This window comes from Pseudonocardia sp. P-1 (assembly GCF_058111925.1).
In genome coordinates this window covers 2,341,623-2,357,720 of sequence record NZ_CM176614.1, presented here as the reverse complement: position 1 = coordinate 2,357,720, position 16,098 = coordinate 2,341,623, and the positions used below count along the sequence as shown (strand labels likewise).

The following is a 16,098-nucleotide window of genomic DNA, read 5'->3' as shown; positions in this document are numbered from 1 at the left end:
GCGAACCCGCGCCCGCCGCGAGGACGATGCCGGCTGCGACCGTCGCGGTTCCGGGTGCCGGTCGGTCACCGGTGCCGGCCCGGTCGGGTTCGGGCATGTTCGGTTCCTCCTGCCGGACTCGCCGCCCGTGCCGGGCGGAGGACGCGGGACGCGCCGTGCCGGTACGGCATCGTACGGGGACGGCCCCGGGTGACCCGGCGGGCCCGTCGCGCCCGCGGTGACGCCGCCGTAAACCCAAGATCAACCCTTCGGGTGGTAACCGGTCGGGTACCGGTCTCGTTCCACCGTTCAGACGACGGTGACCGGCCGGTCACCGTCCGCGATGATGAGCGGAGTGCGATGACGCGCGAGGTCGAGGGACGCCGTCGGCGGCCCCGGGTGATGACGGTCCTGGCCACGGTGGCGGCCCTGGTGCTGGCCGGGCTGACCGCCGGGATGATCGGGACCGCGTCCGCGGCGCCGACGGAGTCCGACCGGGGCGGCCCGGGCCGCGCCGAGGGGACGCCCTGCTCGGCGGCCGCGCGCGCCTGCGTCGACCTCGCGAACAGCACGGCGTGGCTGATCCGCGACGGGAGGATCGAGGCCGGGCCGGTCCCGGCGTCGTTCGGGAAGAAGGGCCAGCGCACCCCGGCCGGCGTCTTCCAGGTCCAGTGGAAGAACAAGGACCACCGCAGCGCGGAGTTCAACAACGCACCGATGCCGTTCGCGGTCTTCTTCGCCCCCGGCGGCATCGCCTTCCACGAGGGGAACACCGAGACCGAGTCCGCGGGCTGCGTCCGGCTGTCCCGCGCGAACGCCGAGCGCTGGTTCAACTCGCTGCAGGTCGGCGACCGGGTCGAGGTCACCAACATCCCGCAGTGACCGGAGGCGTTTCGCGGTCCGGGGTGGCGGGAACGGCTGGGGCGGAGAAGACTGCCGAGTGATCGGTTGTGCAAAATCGGTCCCCACGACACGGAGGTAACGATGCCCACGCGCAGCGCCCGCACCGCATGGAACGGCTCTCTGGAGCAGGGATCCGGCCAGGTCGAGCTGTCCAGCTCCAAGGTCGGTACCTACGAGGTCAGCTTCCCCAAGCGCGCCGCGGACGAGGCCGGTGGCACCACCAGCCCGGAGGAGCTCATCGCCGCGGCGCACTCCGCCTGCTACGCGATGCAGCTCTCGGCGAACATCGCCGAGGCGGGTGGGACCCCCGAGTCCCTCGACGTCTCGGCCGACGTGTCCCTCGGCCCGGACAAGGACAACGGCGGCTTCAAGCTGACCGGCATCACGCTGACGGTGCGCGGTGAGGTCACCGGACTCGACGCCGACGGCTTCGCCAAGGCCGCGGAGGCCGCCAAGGCCGGCTGCCCCGTGTCGAAGGCGCTGACCGGCGTCGAGATCACGCTGGACGCCGCGCTGGAGAGCTGAGACCCGGCACGTCGCGACGCCCTCGACCGGATCCCGGTCGGGGGCGTCGTCGTGTCCCGGGGTCAGTCGTCGAGCCCGTCCAGCACCGTCCGCGACGGCACGAAGAACGTGCAGCCCGTCGTCGGGGTCGAGTAGTCGAGGATGCGGTCGTGCAACGGCGGCGGGTCGCCGACGAACATCCGCCGCAGCATCGTCTCGACCACCCACAGGTGCCGGCTGTAGCCGATGAAGTAGGTGCCGTACTCGCCCCGTCCCGGCGCGGCGAACGGCATGTTGTCCCGCAGGATGTCGTGCTCGACGCCGTCGTCGTCGGTGATCGTGCACAGCGTCTTGTGCGACTTCTGGCCCTCCTCGGCGTCCGGCAGCTCCACCCCGTCGAACTTGGTCCGCCCGACGATCTCCTCCTGGGTGGCCACGCTCTGCCCGCGCCAGGCGGTCATGTCGTGCAGGTACCTCTGCACGACGACGTAGCTGCCGCGGGCGTGTGCCGGGTCCTCCTCGCCGACCAGGGTCGCGGCCGGGAGGCCCGCCCCGTCCGGGTTGGCCGTCCCGTCGGCGAAGTCGAGCAGGTCCCGGCCGTGCCGGTAGCGGAAGCCGGCGGTCTCGTCGACGGTGGTGACGGTGTCGCCGAAGGCCTCCAGCAGCATCATCTCGAACCGCACGATCAGGTCCGTGGTGTCCGCCCGCAGGTGGTAGAGCAGATCCCCCTCGGTGGCGACGGCGGTGTGGCTCGCGCCGGTGATCTCGCGGAACGGTGCGAGCTCGCGCGGCGGCGGCCCGCCGACGACCCGTTCCCACACCCAGTTCCCACACCCGGTGCCCGATCCCGACGGTGCAGTGGAACGCCGCCCCGTCGGCGCCGATGCGGACGTTCCTGACGAGGTCGGAGGTCGCGGCGAGTGTCGACCGGACCCTGGCGTCGGAGTCCGGCCCTTCGCCCACCCGCAGGACGAGGAAGGCAGCCGCGGCGGTGAGCGGGGCGGTGACGTCCTGGGGCTCCGGTGGTGGGACTGCGCGTTCGGTCGCCTGGGTCACACCGCCGGAGCGTAGCGACCCCGTGGCTACGGTGGGGCCGTGACGACCCCGCCCTCCCGGCACCGCGGCATCGTCCTGTTCGGCCCCGGCGCGGGCGGCGACCCCGGCCGCTACGCCACGCTGACCGGTGCGCTGCGTGCCGCCGGGTGGGACGTCCTCGCCCCGCCCGCGGAGCGGTTCGCCCCCGCGACCGTGACGCCCGGGCAGCTGCGGGCGCGGGTCGCGCTGTTGCACGACGCGCTCGCCGTGCACCCGGACCGCGACGCCCTGCCCGTCGTCGCGGTGGGGCACTCGATCGGCGGGTGGGCGGCGCTCTGCCTCGCCGGTGCCCGCCCGTGCACCCGCGACGGCGCGGAGCTCGCGGTGCCCGCCGAGCCCCGGGTGTCGCGATCGCGCCGCCGGTGGGCTGGTTCGCCGCGCCCGGCGCGCTCGCGGCCGTGACGGTGCCGGTCGCGGTGCACGTCGGAGCGGCGGACGTGGTGACGCCGCCGTCGTCGACGGAGCTGCTGCGCGCCGCGCCCGGTCCGGTGACGGTCACCGTGCACGAGGGCGTCGGGCACTTCGACGTCGCCATGACCGAGCTGCCGCCGGGGGAGCGCCCGGCGGCCGGGCTCGACCACCGGGCGTTCCTGGACCGGCTGGCCGCCGCCGTCGCCGGGTTCCTCGCAACCCCGTGACCCGGGCCGGGCGGTCCGCCGGCCGCGGGGGTCGACGTCGGAACCGGATGTCGGGGGGAGCGGTGTGCGGCCCGGACGGGGAGAGCCTGCCGGGCCGTTCCCAAGTCAGCAGCCTGCTCCGCCGCCAGGATTCGAACCTGGACCATCGGAACCAAAATCCTGACCGTGGTCGGCGTCGACCCACGTCGCGGCAGGTCAAGGGGTGGGGTTCGTCCGGGACAGTCCGCGGTGGATCGGCTCAGGACTCGGCGACTGATGTCGGTTGGTGATGTCAGGCTGCGCCTGCCTCGCTTGCCAGTGCCATCCCGTCGACCTGCTGCAAGCCGACCGCGCGGGCGGCCGTGGGCGGCCCTCGACACAACCGCCGGCCGACGCCGTCAAGCTCCGCCCACGGTCGTCCGTGTGGTAGCCCGGAGGGAGGTCGGCGGGATGGCAACCACCCATCCCGGAGATCTGCCCGCCCGGCGAGGGCATCGCAGTAGGAGATGTACTGCCGCTGGGGAAATGCCGACCACCCGAAACGGCGCCGATCTGGTCGCTGACCTGTGAATTCAATGGTGGTGACCGGTCGTCGTTGGGTGTCGCGGGCCGGGCTGGTTTGTACCGGATTTGTACCCGCGACCGGCGGGCACCGACGCTGCTCCCCCGAGAGTCTGCCGAAACTGTCGGTGCCAGGTGCTATCCCTGAGCTGAGGTTCCGCACCCCCGACGGAACCACCGAGCCCAGGAGGGCTGCAATGGCCGACAACACCCCGAACCGACGCATCGTGCAGCGGCGCGAAGACGGCAAAACCGAGGTCCGCAAGCCCGGCGCCTCTCGCGCCAGCGCCATCGTCAGCAACCAGGCCGAGGGGATCGACCGTGCGCGCGACATCCTCAGCAACGACGGCGGAGGTGAGCTGCAGGTCCGCGGGCTGAAGGGCACGATCCGCCAGCAGGACACCGTCAAGCCCGGCAACGACCCCAAGTCTTCGAAGGGCTGACTGATCCAGTAGATCGACAAGATCTTCTGGGAGACCAAGCAGGTTGCCTGATCACAGGCCGGGAAACGGCGTTGACCAGCGGGAACCTTCTCCCGTCGGTCAGCGTCGTTTCTCGTTGTTGGGCGGTCTGAGACGGCCCAACAACGGCCCAGACGGCCCGGAGACGGCACAGGAACGATCTTGAAGCCGTCCTCCGGACCTTCTGAGTGCCATCCCGTCGACCTAGGCGCAGCCCGACCGCCGGGTGGCCGGGTGGTAGCCCTCGGGGAGGTCGTCGGGATGGCACGGGCCGCCATCCTGTTGATCTGCCCGCCCGGCGAGGGCGTTTCGTTCGTCGCGCCGTGGAGACCACAAGACTGATCAACTACACCGCTCCACGACGATGCGTGCACGCTCGGCTCACAGCACACCAATTCGCGACAGCGCGACCATCCCGCAGGGACCCATATCGCTACTCTCCGCATCAGCACGAGTGGAGCGCGGGAGTACGGAAGATGGCGAGACCGAAGAAGCACTGGCCGATGGTTTCGGCGTCCCGGGACGAAGCCATGCTTGCTGTACGGCTCTTCAACGACCCAGCAGAAGTGAGGTCCTTCGAGGGCTTCGTCGTGCATATGCACCTCGCTTGGCTGTACCTGCTCCACGCCGAACTGACGCAGGACGGAGTCGACTTCCGCTACCGACGCAAGGACAACCCGCGCCTTCTTGAGCGAGTCGACGGAGAGCCGAAGCGTTGGGAACTCGCAAGGTGCGTCAAGGAGCTATTTCCCGATAACGATCCCGTTCGAGTAAACCTAGAATTCTTTATCGGGTTGCGGAATCGGATCGAGCACAGATATGCGCGACAGCAGCAGGCTCTCAACGTAGCCCTCGGCGGACACGCACAAGCGCTTCTACTAAACTTTGAAGAACATCTGATCGAGAAGTTTGGCGTCGACCAGTCGTTAGCCACGCAGCTTCGTTTTCCTGTGTTCATCGGTTCATTCACCGATGAAGGACTATCCACCCTGCAGCGTCTTCGGCGTTCACTTCCGGCATCTTTGAGAGCGTGTTTGAGAAGATCAAGTCGCGGGTGTGAAGACGTACTTCTGTTGGCGGGCGGCCGGCTTGCCGCGGGCGATGCGGCGGGTGATGGTGTTGATCGCGGCCCAGCGGATCATGGCCTCGGATACGGCGGGGTGGCGTTCGTAGTCGCGGGCCAGACGGCGGTGTGCGGTCAGCCAGGCCAGTGTCCGCTCGACCACCCAGCGGCGCGGGAGGACGGCGAACCCGCGCTGCTCAGGCGGTTTGCGCACGACCTCGACGCTGGTGCGCAGGATCGTGTTCGCCCACTCCAGCAGGCGTCCGGCGAACCCGGCGTCGGCGTAGACGAACCGCACCCTGGTGCGCAGGTACAGGTCGAGCAGGATCGACTTCGCCCCGTCGCGGTCCTGCACCGACGCCGAGCACACCACAGTGGTCAACAGCAGGCCCAGGGTGTCGGTCACGATGAACCGCTTCCGGCCGTTGATCTTCTTCCCTGCGTCGAAGCCGCGCGAGTCCTGCCCGACGGTGTCGGCACCCTTCACCGACTGCGAGTCGATGATCCCCGCGCTCGGTTCCGGGTCCCGCCCCTCGTCGGCACGTAGCTGACGGCGCACGACCGGGAGGATCTTCTCGGTGACCTTCTGCTGTTCCCACCGGTTGAAATACCAGTAGACGGTCTGCCAGGGCGGGAAGTCCGCTGGTAGAGCCCGCCAAGCGCACCCCGCCCGCACGACGTAGAGGATCGCGTCGACCACGTCCCGGCGCGGGTGCTTCTCCGGACGCCCACCCGCCCCGGCCTCGGGCAACAGCGGTTCGATCAACGCCCACTGCTCATCGCTGGTGTCCGAGGGATACCGCCGCTGACGCCGAGCCACCCGTCCACGATGGACCAGAGCGCGGCCCGCGCGGCGCAGACACGCCGACCCTTCTCAAACACGGTCTGAGAACATTCATCTCGGAGTATTATTCAGGGCTCACCCCAGAAACCGAGGTTGATCGTCGGTTTGAGTTTCGTTTGCGTGTCATGAACGAACTTGCCCCTAAGGACCCAGACGCCCTTGCAATTCAATACACCAGGTACGACGATATGACTCCAGATCAGCGGGCGGTTGTCGACCAGCTGGGCCGAAAGGGACTCGTTGTTGTACGAGAGCAGAGCCGCCCTGTAGCGAATCACGAACTATTGGCACCTAAAACAGTTGTCGCCGAGGTCTCGTGTGCGATTCCTTATCGCTTCACGATGGCACAATTTGTCCGAGCGTGGCAGAAACTAAACGTCCGACCTTCGGATCGATCAGCCACACCCCAGCGAACTGACGAACGCTATTGCGTGTACGACTCACGCCACCGCGACTACTCGTACACGTCGGCGTATGTGCGTCTCCTCATTCGCAAGTGTTCGACCGCCGAAGGCTACATGGAGCTACTGGGGTCGGAGCCAGTCCCGAGCGAGAACGCTAGTTCAGCGAGTCCAAAACCGGTACCGTCGCAACGTTCGTCGACCGACGCTCATGCCGCCAGCCAGTTGATAGAGAGCTGCACCCGATCGGGTCTTCGAGGCACCTAGCCTGGAGCAGCAGTCGCAATATTTCCTCACTCCTATGCTTAAACCTTTAAACAACGAAGAGGCACCTTATGACCGCGAAACCAATCTCTTGGAACGAGCTGCGCAGTCGAGCGGTGGCGTTCGCGGCAGAGTGGCGCGACGAGACTCGGGAGCAAGCTGAAGCACAGTCATTCTGGAACGACTGGTTCGCAATCTTTGGAATCAAGCGACACCGGGTGATCACATTCGAGAAGCAGGCTACCCGCACCTCTACAAGCGGTCGCGGCCGAATCGATGCCTTTTGGCCAGGCATGCTTGCCGTCGAGCACAAATCCGCAGGCCGCTCTCTTGCGGACGCCGAAGAGCAGGCGCTCGACTACCTCAACTCACTCGATAACGTCACGTTCCCACAGATGGTCATCACTAGCGATTTTGCGACCTTTCGAGTCTGGGACCTCCGTAGCAATGAACCACCGGTCACCTTCCCAATTGACGATCTCCCAGATCATATCGAGCGATTCGGCTTCATTGCTGGCTACCAAAGCCGTTCAGTCAAGCCCGAGGACAAAGTTTCCATCGAGGCCGCCGAGAAAATGGGCGCCTTGTACGAGAAGATCGCAGACACCGGCTTTCAAGGGCACGAGCTCAAGGTATTCCTTGTTCGACTGATGTTTGTCTTCTTCGCAGACGACACCGGGGTCTGGGAACGCGGGCTATTCACAGATTTTGTGAAGAACCGAACCTCCGATGACGGTACGGACCTTGGCCCCCTCATCCAGCGCCTTTTCAGTGTGTTAGACACGATCGAGAGTAAGCGATCAACCGCCCTCGACTCAACGCTCGCTCAGTTCCCCTACATCAACGGCGGACTTTTCGCTGAGCGCCTTGAGCTCCCCGACTTCAACTCAAGTCTTCGAACTGCTGTCATCGAGTGTTCGGAGTTTGACTGGTCCGCAGTTTCACCAGCAATTTTCGGTTCACTCTTTCAGTCAGTGATGGACTCCGGCGCCCGTAGGGCAATCGGGGCGCATTACACTAGCGAGCAGAACATCCTGAAGGTGATCCAGCCGTTATTCTTGGACTCACTTCGCTCGGAGTTCGATCGATTCAGGTCGAACGCGTCTCGCTTGCGCGCGCTGCAGGACAAGCTTGCTACCTTAAAATTCCTTGATCCTGCGGCTGGCTGTGGAAATTTTCTTGTAATCGCATATCGCGAGCTGCGCGATCTTGAGTATGACATTCTGGCAGCATTAGACGACCTCACCGGCCAAGGGCAGGGCCACCTTGACATCGACCAGATATCAAACCTCTCGAAAGTCGACGTCGACCAGTTCTATGCGATAGAGATCGAAGAGTTCCCTGCACGAATCGCCGAGACGGCCATCTACCTTGTGGACCATCTCGCAAACATGCGGCTATCAAAGCGATTTGGGCAATACTACGCGCGCATTCCGCTAACCTCGAAGACGAACGTTCTTATCGACAACGCCTGTCGTTGCGACTGGAACGATTTTCTCCCTGCTAAAGAATGCTCTTTTGTGCTAGGCAATCCTCCCTTTATCGGTAGGCAATACCGATCGGGTGCCCAGCAGGATGACATGAGGATCGCACACGCCGAGGCACGTGGCCACGGCGTCCTGGATTACGTGACGGCCTGGTACGCCATCGCCGCCAGGTACATGCAGAAGAATAAAGCTATCGTGTCCGCTTTTGTCTCTACAAATTCGATTGTTCAGGGCGAAGGTGCAGCAAACCTCTGGCCGCGCCTGCTTAACGAAGGCATCGAGATCCGGTTCGCGATTCGAACCTTCAGGTGGGCGAACGAGGGGCGCGGAGTCGCAGGTGTCCACGTCGTCATTGTTGGCTTTGGGGTTGGGCCAACGACTGGAAAACGTCGACTCTACGAGGAGGTCGGCGACTCAGCATTTGACTCAACGCTAGTTGTTCGCGAGGTTGAGAATATTAATCCCTACCTCGCAGACGCTCCTGACGTCGTTGTTCTCGGCTCCCGTCGACCTTTGATCGCTGGCGTGCCGGAGTCGCAGTACGGAAGCATGGCGAATGACGGCGGGCACCTCATCATTGACGCAGAGGATATCGACGCGTTTCAATCCGACCCTGTCGCCAGCAAGTACGTTCGTGAATACGTGGGAGGCGAGGAGGTACTTAACGGGAAGACCAGGTGGTGTCTATGGCTTGTTGATGCACCACCTCGCGACATATCGGCGTCTGCGCTACTGCGCGATCGCGTGGAGGCAGTACGGACGTATCGAGAGGGACGAAGCCGTGAAGCGACCCGTCGAGCGGCGGACACGCCATCGCTCTTCGTAGAGCTACGCCCCCAAGATTCCGACTACATCTTTGTTCCATTTGTTTCCTCAGAGCGCCGCAAATATCTGCCGTTGGTCGTAAAATCCGCTGACGACATCTGCGCTGCTCCTCATTGGCGCGTGCCCGACGCCGACATGCTCCTATTCGGCATTATGAGTTCGCGGATGTTTGCGACTTGGGCCGAGAGCGTCGCCGGGCGACTAGAGATGCGTCTCCGTCTTTCCCCGGGAACGGTCTACAACACATTTCCCTGGCCCGGGAAACGCGATGGCGCTGCGGCCGATCGAGTTCGTGAAGCGGCTCATGAGGTCGTCGCCGCTCGAACACAGTTCGAGGATTCTACCCTTGCAGAGCTGTATGATCCTCGACTGACGCCTCCCGCTCTCGTGAAGGCGCATCGCTTACTCGATGATGCTGTCGATCGTCTCTTCTCTCGCAGAAGAATTGCGAGCGACGCGGACCGTCAAGCTTTGCTGTTCGATGAGTATGTCAAGATCGCTGGCAAGTAAGCTGCGCGCTCACGGCATTTTGCCGCTCGCCGGCCGGGGACCGGCCGGAGGCCGCACGCCCCGGCCGGCGGGAGCGGCGCGGCGGCGTAGCCGCCGCCTTGAATACCGAATGGAAGGTCTAGACACGGGGAGTGCTGAGGCTTGTGTCGTGTCCCGGCTGATGCTTGACGTTCCGGTCTCACCTGATGCTTGACGTTCGGAGTGGCGCCGCGGTCAGACGGTGGCGGCGTCGGCGACCGTGACCCATGCGTCAGCTCGGTCGGGGCTGACTCCGCTGGATAGGGCGATGCTGCGGGCCAGGGCTCTGGCGGTGCCGAGGTGGTCGTCGCTGAGCTTGAGCGCGAGCACGGCGACGTCATAGGCGCCCTCGCCGTTCATCCCGCGGGGGTCGATGAACCACAGCCTGGACTTGCCGTGCAGGACATTAGGCGGCGTCAGGTCGGCGTGGCACAGCCCGACCGCCATGTCGGTGGCGAGCTGGTCAAGGACGAGGCTGGCGGACTCGCGGGCTTCGGGGGGCTCGGGGCCGCGGTGTGGTGGCTGGTCATCGGCCGGCGGATCGGTGAGCCGTGTCCGGAGCCACGGGACGATGCTCGGGACTGAGGGTGCGCCGCCCTCATCGGCAAGGATGCGGAGCATTGCCGCTGCGCCCGCGAGATCCCGTGGCTGCGGTTCCTGCTCGGCGAACGATGCGCCGGGTTCGACCGCGTCCATTGCCGTCCACGTGCTCGTGGGCGTGTTCCGCAGGAGATGGACCACAGGCGCTAGGCCAGCACGCGCGAGCTGGTCCAGTACAGCGGCCTGGTGGACGGCGTCAGGGTCGGGGCTCGACCGCAGGATCAATCGTCTGCCGGTACGGGTCGTGGCTTCGACGACGTGGGCCGACCTGGCGGAGAACGTCCGGCCAGTCGGTATAACCGAGAGTGCGGCGCAGACTTCGGCCAGCTCGACGGGTAGCGCCTGAATCCAGGCGGGTGCGCGGTCGGGCCATCGCGCGTGTGCGGCTCGGGCGATGTCGGGGTGCAGCGGTGTCACGGGCGTAGTGCGGTGGAGAGGGTGTGCATGTCGTCGACGACGACCAGGGCGTCCGCGTCGGCCAGACCCTCGGCGCGCTCGGGCTGCCTGGCGTAGCCGATGCACGGCACTCCCGCCGCAGTCCCGGCGAGGGCGTCGGTGATCGAGTCTCCGATGAACACCGCGTCACTCGGTGCCGCTCGGGCGATGTCCAGCGCCGCGTGCAGCAGGTGGGGGTCCGGTTTCATCTGCTCGGGGTGCCCGAAGGGGCGGCCGAGGATCTGGGCGACGTGCTCGGTGAGGTCGTGGCGGGCCAGGTAGGTGCGGATGGCTCGCTCGGAGTTGTTGCTGACGATCAGGACGGTGTGGCGGGTGGCGACGGCGGTGCGGATGAGCTCGTGGGCGCCAGGGGATGGTTCGGCGACGGTCGCGGCGCGGGTCTCGTGCTCGATGACGTGGGCCTCGACGTCGCGACCGGACTCGGGCGAATGCCGGTAGGCGGCTCGGAGCAGGACCAGCGGGTCATCGGTGCGGACCTCGGTGAGGTCGATGCCGCGCACGGTGGCGAACTGGCGGACGGCGGCGGCGACCTCGGGTGCTGGGTGGCCGGCGAACAGGTGCGCGACGGGACCGTCGAAGTCCAGGAGCAGGACCCGGGCGCAGTGGAGCAGGTCGGCGAGCTGGGTGTGGGTTCCGGTCGGGAGGGTCACTGCGGGTACTCCCGAGTGATGGTGGTCCACACGGAGTCGAACCAGGTGCGGGCCTGGGTGACGTACTGGGGGCCGTTGCTGGTGTCGGCGTCGTCGCCGGTGGAGAAGTGGAACAGGGTGGCGTCCTTGCCCATCGGGTCGAAGATCGGCACTGGAGCCTTGTCGATGGTGACGGTGTGCTCCAAGACCGGGTAGAAGCCGAAAAACGCTTCCTCGTCGTTGATCAGGTAGAGCTTGAACAGCGGCGACGCGCTGTGGGCTCGCACTTCGGCGGTCGCTGACTTCACCAGCCCGAGGTCGGCGAGTTCCTGCACTCCGTCGGTGATGCTGTCCACCGCGCGGCGGGTGATGCGATCAGCGCGCTTGCGGACGGCGGGGTCGTCGGCGGCGGTGTCGGCTCGGCAGGGGAGCGCGAGGGGGACGCCGGGGTCGGACAGCATGATCCGCACGGCGATGGACTCCGGGGTCAGTCGTCCGGCGCGGACCTTGTCCAGGACCTCGGACAGGGTGTTGGCCAGGGTCTCGCCGGAGAACCCGGCGAAGTCGATGCGCACGTGTGGGCGCTCGAACGCGGCTTCGATGTGCGGGCGTAGGCCCACCGGTAACTCGGTCTGCGCGCGGACGAACACCCCGCTTCCCTGGCGGCTGATGAGCAGTCGCTCGGCATACAGGGGGCGTAGGGCGGCCTTGACCGTCTCGCGGGCGACGCCGTAGCGCTCGGCCAGGTCGGGCTGGGACGGCAGCTTCTCCCCGGCCTTGAGCTTGCCGAGCTTGATCGCGGCGCGGATCTGGTTGGAGATCTGCTGCGACGGGGTGCGCGGGTCCTCCGGGTCCAGGTGCGCGAGGAACTCGGCTGGCGTGCTCATGACTCCACGGTATCGATCGGCTGGCTAGCCCGGCTAGCCATCTTCCTCATTGGTGCTTGACATGGCTAGCCAAGCCGGTCATTCTGAGATGGCTAGCCAAGCTGGTCAGGTGAACGAAGGAGAGAGCAATGAGGGATCTTCCGGTGGTGCTCGACAGCTACAAGCTCACGGTGGTGGAGCCGCCCGCACCCAAGACCCGGCAGGACGCCAACGGCGCGGAGGTGCCGGTGACCGACCGCGACGGGGTGACGCACTTCGTGGTGTCGCTGTTCGCGAAGCTCCAGGTGCAGGCGGGTCAGCGGGCACCGAAGGGCGAGGAGATCAAGGTGACCCTCACGACCGACCCCGGTGAGGGGTTCGGGGAGGACGCCCGGGTCCAGCTCATCGACCCGAAGATCAACCCCTACTCGATCGAGTCCGCGGACGGTCGGACGGTGTCGGGGATCGCGTTCAAGGCGATGGGCCTCAAGCACGCCCACCCCGCCCCTGCGCCGATGCGGCGGGGCAAGGACGACGACAACCACTCCTGACCGACGCCTCGACGCGTCGAGCGTGCCCGCGAGCGTAAGCGGGCCGGCCGCCTGATGTAGCGGCCCAATTTCTGTCGCCGGAATGGTGTTCCGGCAATTCCCAGTAATTCCGAGACGGGGACACCTATGTCCTCGACCAGGGGTGATCTGCGGTGGTGTGTGGCGAATGCAGCGGTAGCGGGGCGTGCGATGTGTGCGACGGCTACGGCGACTCGATCAACAGCATCGAGTGTGGGGCGTGTGGTGGTTCCGGGGTCTGCCCGGGCTGCTTCGGAGACGGCGAGACCCACGGCCCGGTGCCGTCGGTCGGGATGGAGATGACGGCATGAACACCAACACGAGTACCCGTCCGCGGGTGACGACCGGAGTCGGCCGCCTCGTCCGACGGCTGGAGATCGAGCGGCGCCGCTGGGCCCGCACCGAGCACCCCGTCATCGCGACCGAGCAGGCGTGGCGGGCCGGAGTCGCCGAGGGCCTGCGCCTGGCCCAGCTCGCCATCCGCAAGGGGGTCTGAACGGTGGCCATCAGTCTCGGGGCCCGCGATCGGGTCAAGACGCTGCCAAAGGTCAACCGGCGGGCGCTGCGCAAGTACGGGGAGTTCTGGCGGGCATTACAGCTGGTCGGAGATGCCCTCGCCGAAGCGGACAAGGTCGCCGCGAAGGCCACCGACTCGAAGACCAAGCGGTCTGGGAAGGGCGTGTCGGCCAAGAGCGGCGTGAGCGGGGAGCACTGGTCGACTGCGTCGCCGGAGGAGATCCGGGCCTCGGCGAAGACCGCGCACGCCTCGCTGCGGGTCATGGCGTCGACGGCGAAGAAGTGGGAGGCCGAGTTGGTCTCCCGCGAATGGAGGAAGTGATGTCGAAGGCTGTCGACCGCACGGTCGAAGACCTGGACGCCGCGATGCGCGAACTCAAGCGCAGCCTGCACGGGATTCCGTATCGGACGGGTGGGTTCAAGAACACCCACGACAACCTCGCCCGCGACGTCGCCCACCTGACCGTCCACCTGGACTCGGCCCGGGGCGCCCTGCGCGAACAGAAGTGACCCATCTCTGGGTGGTGGGGTCGCCCGCTGCACTGATTCTTGGCGGAAACACACAGCGGGCGCCCCTGCTACCCGACACAAACTCTCGTGAGGACTGGTAGCAGTGAACAAGCGTAGTAGCTCGGCAACACGTATGAACGGCCCGGCACGCACCCATGCGGGTCGTGCTTCTCGGCCGCCGGGTCGGGAGTTCCAGGCGTTGGCCTGGACCGCTCGGCATCCCGGGTTCGTCGCCGTCCCCCTGGTCGTCCTCGGGTTGGCGCTCGTCCTCGGGCCGATCCTGACGGCGATCCTCCTCGGCGCGCTGGTGGGCTCCGTAGCGGTCTGGGGCCGTGCCCACCCGGCCACCTTCGACCGGTTCGCCGCACCAGCCCTGCGCGCCACGTGGCGCCGTTGGACGGTCTATCGCGGCCGTCGGTGGGCGCAGCTGATGTCCGACTGCGGTCTGACGAAGGAGCACCGGCACACCGGGGACCTGCTCGTCCCCCGCGTTCTGCGGGTGCGGTCGTCGTCGGCGTCGATCGACACCGTCTACGTCCGGATGGTCCGCGGCCAGGACGTCGCCTACTGGCAGGAACGCTCCTCGATCCTGTGGGAGGCCCTGATCGCGCACCGGGTGGCGATCACCCGCCACCGACCCGGCGTCGTGGCGATCGTCATCGAGTGGGAGCTGCCGTTCACCCGCACCATCCCCGCACCTGACATTCCCGAGACCGCCGAGGACGTGGATCTGGGCGCGGTGGAGATCGGCGATAACGAGCGCGGCGAGCCCTTCACCGCACCGGTCATCGGCGGACACCGCCTCGTGGCCGGCGCCTCCGGAGCGGGCAAGGGCTCGGTCCTGTGGTCGACTCTGCGCGGGGTCGGGCCGTGCATCCGCGACGGCATCGTCCGGGTGTGGATGGTGGACCTCAAGGGTGGGGTGGAGACCGAGCAGGGCGCCCCGCTGTTCCACCGCTACGCCACCACCATGCCCCAGGCCCTGGAGCTGCTGAACGAGTTCCGCGATGCGATGCGCGACCGGCAGGACGACATGCGCGACCAGAACATCCGCGCCTGCACCCCCAGCCCAGCGACGCCGGTGGAGCTGCTGGTCATCGACGAGATGGCCATGCTCACCGCCTACGGCGACCGGTCGAGTGTGCGGGATGCGCTGCGGCTGCTGGCGGAAGTGATGACCCAGGGGCGGGCGTCGCTGTTCGCAGTCCACGGCTACCTGCAGGAGCCGTCCAAGGACGTCGTGGACGTCCGGGAGCTGTTCACCCAGCGGATCTGCCTCGGCGTCACCGCGGCCTCCCACGTCGACATGGTCCTCGGCGAAGGCGCCCGCGAGCGGGGGGCGCTGGCCGATGAGATCCCCGGCGACGCGCGTCATGCCGGGATCGGCTTCGTGATCGACAAGGGCTCACGCCTGCCGGTCCGGTTCCGCGCGGCGTTCGTCTCCGACGACGACATCACCGAGCTGGTCCAGCGATGCACTCCGCCGCCGGATGCGGACGTGATCGACCTCGACACCGAGCGGGGGGCCGCCTGATGGGCACCACCACCGCATGGGTCCTGCGCACCTGGGCCAGGTTCACCCTGCTGTTCGCGCTGATCGTCGGCGGGACCTGGCTGTACCTGGGATCAGCGTCGGGTTGGTTCTGGGTCGTGATCGCTGGTGCGGTCGTGGCGGAGTGGTACGTGGTTCGGCAGCTCGCCCGGGAGTGGTCGTGGGAGGCCCGCGCTACTTGGTGGTGGTCGGCATGACCGGCACGGTTCAGGGTGCGTTGTTCGGGGACCCGGTCACCGTCGAGACCTCCGACCTCGGCCCGGCCGCGACGCAGGATCTGCGTGAGGTCGCCCGGGTCGTCGCTCTGGCTCAGGACCCGGGGCTGTTCGTTATCGAGCGCAGCGGGCTGGTCCTGCGCGCCGACCCGGCCCGGCCTGGCTGCGCCGACGCGGTCGCCCGGCACGACGGGGACACCGTCGGCCAGCTTCTCGACACCGGACACCTGCGGCTCGGGGGCACCCACCACGTCCAACACAACGGCGCTGAGGGTCCCGCCCGCTCGGTGCTCGTGCCGAAGGCGACCCGGGACATGGTGTCGCGCTGGGACCACCTGCGGCCCATCCCGGAACCGGCCCGGGCACCGGAGCCCACGAAGGAACCGCATCGCTCCACCGGCGTGATCGGCGTCGACGTCGTCGAGCCCGGCAAGGCGCTGGTCTGCCTCGGCACCACCGGGCAGGGCGGGACCGTGCTGCGCGATGGCGGCCGCTACCGGGTTGAGAACGACCACGGCGCACTCGTCGGGCACGCGTCCAGCTACCGGGCTGCTGCGCGGCTCCTGGCTCGCTACCACGGCTTCACCCCGGGGCCGGTCGAGATCGAGCACGAGCACCGCCTCTACCGCCGCTGACCCGGTGATCCGGCCCGG

General features: G+C 67.1%; 17 protein-coding genes and 2 pseudogenes. 14 read left to right on the top strand and 5 right to left on the bottom strand.

What is annotated here, in order from left to right:
• Positions 1–339 precede the first annotated feature (339 nt).
• Both AC0GKK_RS11405 and AC0GKK_RS11400 read left to right on the top strand, forming a co-directional pair.
• A complete protein-coding gene (locus AC0GKK_RS11405) occupies positions 340–861 on the top strand; it encodes a L,D-transpeptidase (protein WP_178374495.1) in 522 nt (173 codons plus the stop codon).
• A 102-nt stretch (positions 862–963) separates the two neighbouring features.
• Positions 964–1,407: an OsmC family peroxiredoxin gene (locus AC0GKK_RS11400; protein ID WP_208818778.1), complete on the top strand. Its 444-nt coding sequence runs from the start codon at positions 964–966 to the stop codon at positions 1,405–1,407.
• Positions 1,408–1,469: 62 nt separating this feature from the next.
• Here AC0GKK_RS11400 and AC0GKK_RS11395 read toward each other — a convergent pair whose 3' ends face one another.
• Entirely contained in the window at positions 1,470–2,207 is a 738-nt protein-coding gene (locus tag AC0GKK_RS11395) for a Dyp-type peroxidase (RefSeq protein WP_489883779.1), read from the bottom strand.
• A 274-nt stretch (positions 2,208–2,481) separates the two neighbouring features.
• On the opposite strand from AC0GKK_RS11395, the gene AC0GKK_RS11390 reads away from it, so the two are divergent.
• From AC0GKK_RS11390 to AC0GKK_RS11375, 4 genes and pseudogenes are all read left to right on the top strand, one after another.
• Positions 2,482–2,883, top strand: coding sequence for an alpha/beta hydrolase (locus AC0GKK_RS11390; protein ID WP_489883778.1), 402 nt, complete (start codon positions 2,482–2,484; stop codon positions 2,881–2,883).
• Positions 2,880–3,119 carry a hypothetical protein gene (locus tag AC0GKK_RS11385; RefSeq protein ID WP_489883777.1) on the top strand — a complete coding sequence of 80 codons (240 nt, stop codon included), beginning with the start codon at positions 2,880–2,882 and terminating at the stop codon, positions 3,117–3,119. Before AC0GKK_RS11390 ends, AC0GKK_RS11385 begins: the two co-directional genes overlap by 4 nt.
• Before the next feature lie 737 nt (positions 3,120–3,856).
• Complete coding sequence (locus AC0GKK_RS11380) at positions 3,857–4,102, top strand: DUF2188 domain-containing protein (RefSeq protein WP_489883776.1); 246 nt, start codon at positions 3,857–3,859, stop codon at positions 4,100–4,102.
• Between the two features lie 494 nt (positions 4,103–4,596).
• Positions 4,597–5,091 (top strand): annotated as a pseudogene (locus AC0GKK_RS11375) (DUF3644 domain-containing protein); the annotation flags it as partial.
• A gap of 86 nt (positions 5,092–5,177) precedes the next feature.
• Here AC0GKK_RS11375 and AC0GKK_RS11370 read toward each other — a convergent pair.
• Positions 5,178–6,042 (bottom strand): annotated as a pseudogene (locus tag AC0GKK_RS11370) (IS5 family transposase); the annotation flags it as partial.
• Between the two features lie 766 nt (positions 6,043–6,808).
• Between AC0GKK_RS11370 and AC0GKK_RS11365 the strand changes: the two are divergent.
• Positions 6,809–9,514, top strand: coding sequence for a DNA methyltransferase (locus AC0GKK_RS11365; protein WP_489883775.1), 2,706 nt, complete (start codon positions 6,809–6,811; stop codon positions 9,512–9,514).
• A gap of 213 nt (positions 9,515–9,727) precedes the next feature.
• Here AC0GKK_RS11365 and AC0GKK_RS11360 read toward each other — a convergent pair whose 3' ends face one another.
• From AC0GKK_RS11360 to AC0GKK_RS11350, 3 genes are read right to left on the bottom strand one after another with little or no spacing between them, the layout of a single operon-like run.
• On the bottom strand, positions 9,728–10,549 hold the full coding sequence (locus AC0GKK_RS11360; protein ID WP_489883774.1) for a phosphotransferase: 822 nt from the start codon (positions 10,547–10,549) through the stop codon (positions 9,728–9,730).
• Entirely contained in the window at positions 10,546–11,238 is a 693-nt protein-coding gene (locus tag AC0GKK_RS11355; RefSeq protein ID WP_489883773.1) for an HAD family hydrolase, read from the bottom strand. The genes AC0GKK_RS11360 and AC0GKK_RS11355 overlap by 4 nt, the downstream gene beginning before the upstream one ends.
• Entirely contained in the window at positions 11,235–12,104 is an 870-nt protein-coding gene (locus tag AC0GKK_RS11350; protein WP_489883772.1) for a winged helix-turn-helix domain-containing protein, read from the bottom strand. Before AC0GKK_RS11350 ends, AC0GKK_RS11355 begins: the two co-directional genes overlap by 4 nt.
• Before the next feature lie 128 nt (positions 12,105–12,232).
• On the opposite strand from AC0GKK_RS11350, the gene AC0GKK_RS11345 reads away from it, so the two are divergent.
• The 7 genes from AC0GKK_RS11345 (at position 12,233) to AC0GKK_RS11315 (ending at position 16,080) form a co-directional block, all read left to right on the top strand.
• Complete coding sequence (locus AC0GKK_RS11345; RefSeq protein WP_489883771.1) at positions 12,233–12,634, top strand: hypothetical protein; 402 nt, start codon at positions 12,233–12,235, stop codon at positions 12,632–12,634.
• A gap of 325 nt (positions 12,635–12,959) precedes the next feature.
• On the top strand, positions 12,960–13,148 hold the full coding sequence (locus AC0GKK_RS11340) for a hypothetical protein (RefSeq protein WP_251785908.1): 189 nt from the start codon (positions 12,960–12,962) through the stop codon (positions 13,146–13,148).
• Between the two features lie 3 nt (positions 13,149–13,151).
• A complete protein-coding gene (locus tag AC0GKK_RS11335) occupies positions 13,152–13,490 on the top strand; it encodes a hypothetical protein (RefSeq protein ID WP_489883770.1) in 339 nt (112 codons plus the stop codon).
• Positions 13,490–13,678, top strand: coding sequence for a hypothetical protein (locus AC0GKK_RS11330; RefSeq protein WP_405419233.1), 189 nt, complete (start codon positions 13,490–13,492; stop codon positions 13,676–13,678). The genes AC0GKK_RS11335 and AC0GKK_RS11330 overlap by 1 nt, the downstream gene beginning before the upstream one ends.
• 199 nt (positions 13,679–13,877) lie before the next feature.
• Positions 13,878–15,212 carry an FtsK/SpoIIIE domain-containing protein gene (locus tag AC0GKK_RS11325; RefSeq protein WP_489883769.1) on the top strand — a complete coding sequence of 445 codons (1,335 nt, stop codon included), beginning with the start codon at positions 13,878–13,880 and terminating at the stop codon, positions 15,210–15,212.
• On the top strand, positions 15,212–15,427 hold the full coding sequence (locus AC0GKK_RS11320) for a hypothetical protein (RefSeq protein WP_489883768.1): 216 nt from the start codon (positions 15,212–15,214) through the stop codon (positions 15,425–15,427). The genes AC0GKK_RS11325 and AC0GKK_RS11320 overlap by 1 nt, the downstream gene beginning before the upstream one ends.
• Entirely contained in the window at positions 15,424–16,080 is a 657-nt protein-coding gene (locus AC0GKK_RS11315; RefSeq protein WP_489883767.1) for a hypothetical protein, read from the top strand. Before AC0GKK_RS11320 ends, AC0GKK_RS11315 begins: the two co-directional genes overlap by 4 nt.
• Positions 16,081–16,098: the final 18 nt, after the last annotated feature.

Coding starts and splice junctions, on each gene's coding strand:
- AC0GKK_RS11405 (WP_178374495.1), top strand. CDS start 340: ATGACGCGCGAGGTCGAGGGACGCCGTCGGCGGCCCCGGGTGATGACG.
- AC0GKK_RS11400 (WP_208818778.1), top strand. CDS start 964: ATGCCCACGCGCAGCGCCCGCACCGCATGGAACGGCTCTCTGGAGCAG.
- AC0GKK_RS11380 (WP_489883776.1), top strand. CDS start 3,857: ATGGCCGACAACACCCCGAACCGACGCATCGTGCAGCGGCGCGAAGAC.
- AC0GKK_RS11350 (WP_489883772.1), bottom strand. CDS start 12,104: ATGAGCACGCCAGCCGAGTTCCTCGCGCACCTGGACCCGGAGGACCCG.
- AC0GKK_RS11345 (WP_489883771.1), top strand. CDS start 12,233: ATGAGGGATCTTCCGGTGGTGCTCGACAGCTACAAGCTCACGGTGGTG.
- AC0GKK_RS11340 (WP_251785908.1), top strand. CDS start 12,960: ATGAACACCAACACGAGTACCCGTCCGCGGGTGACGACCGGAGTCGGC.
- AC0GKK_RS11330 (WP_405419233.1), top strand. CDS start 13,490: ATGTCGAAGGCTGTCGACCGCACGGTCGAAGACCTGGACGCCGCGATG.
- AC0GKK_RS11320 (WP_489883768.1), top strand. CDS start 15,212: ATGGGCACCACCACCGCATGGGTCCTGCGCACCTGGGCCAGGTTCACC.
- AC0GKK_RS11315 (WP_489883767.1), top strand. CDS start 15,424: ATGACCGGCACGGTTCAGGGTGCGTTGTTCGGGGACCCGGTCACCGTC.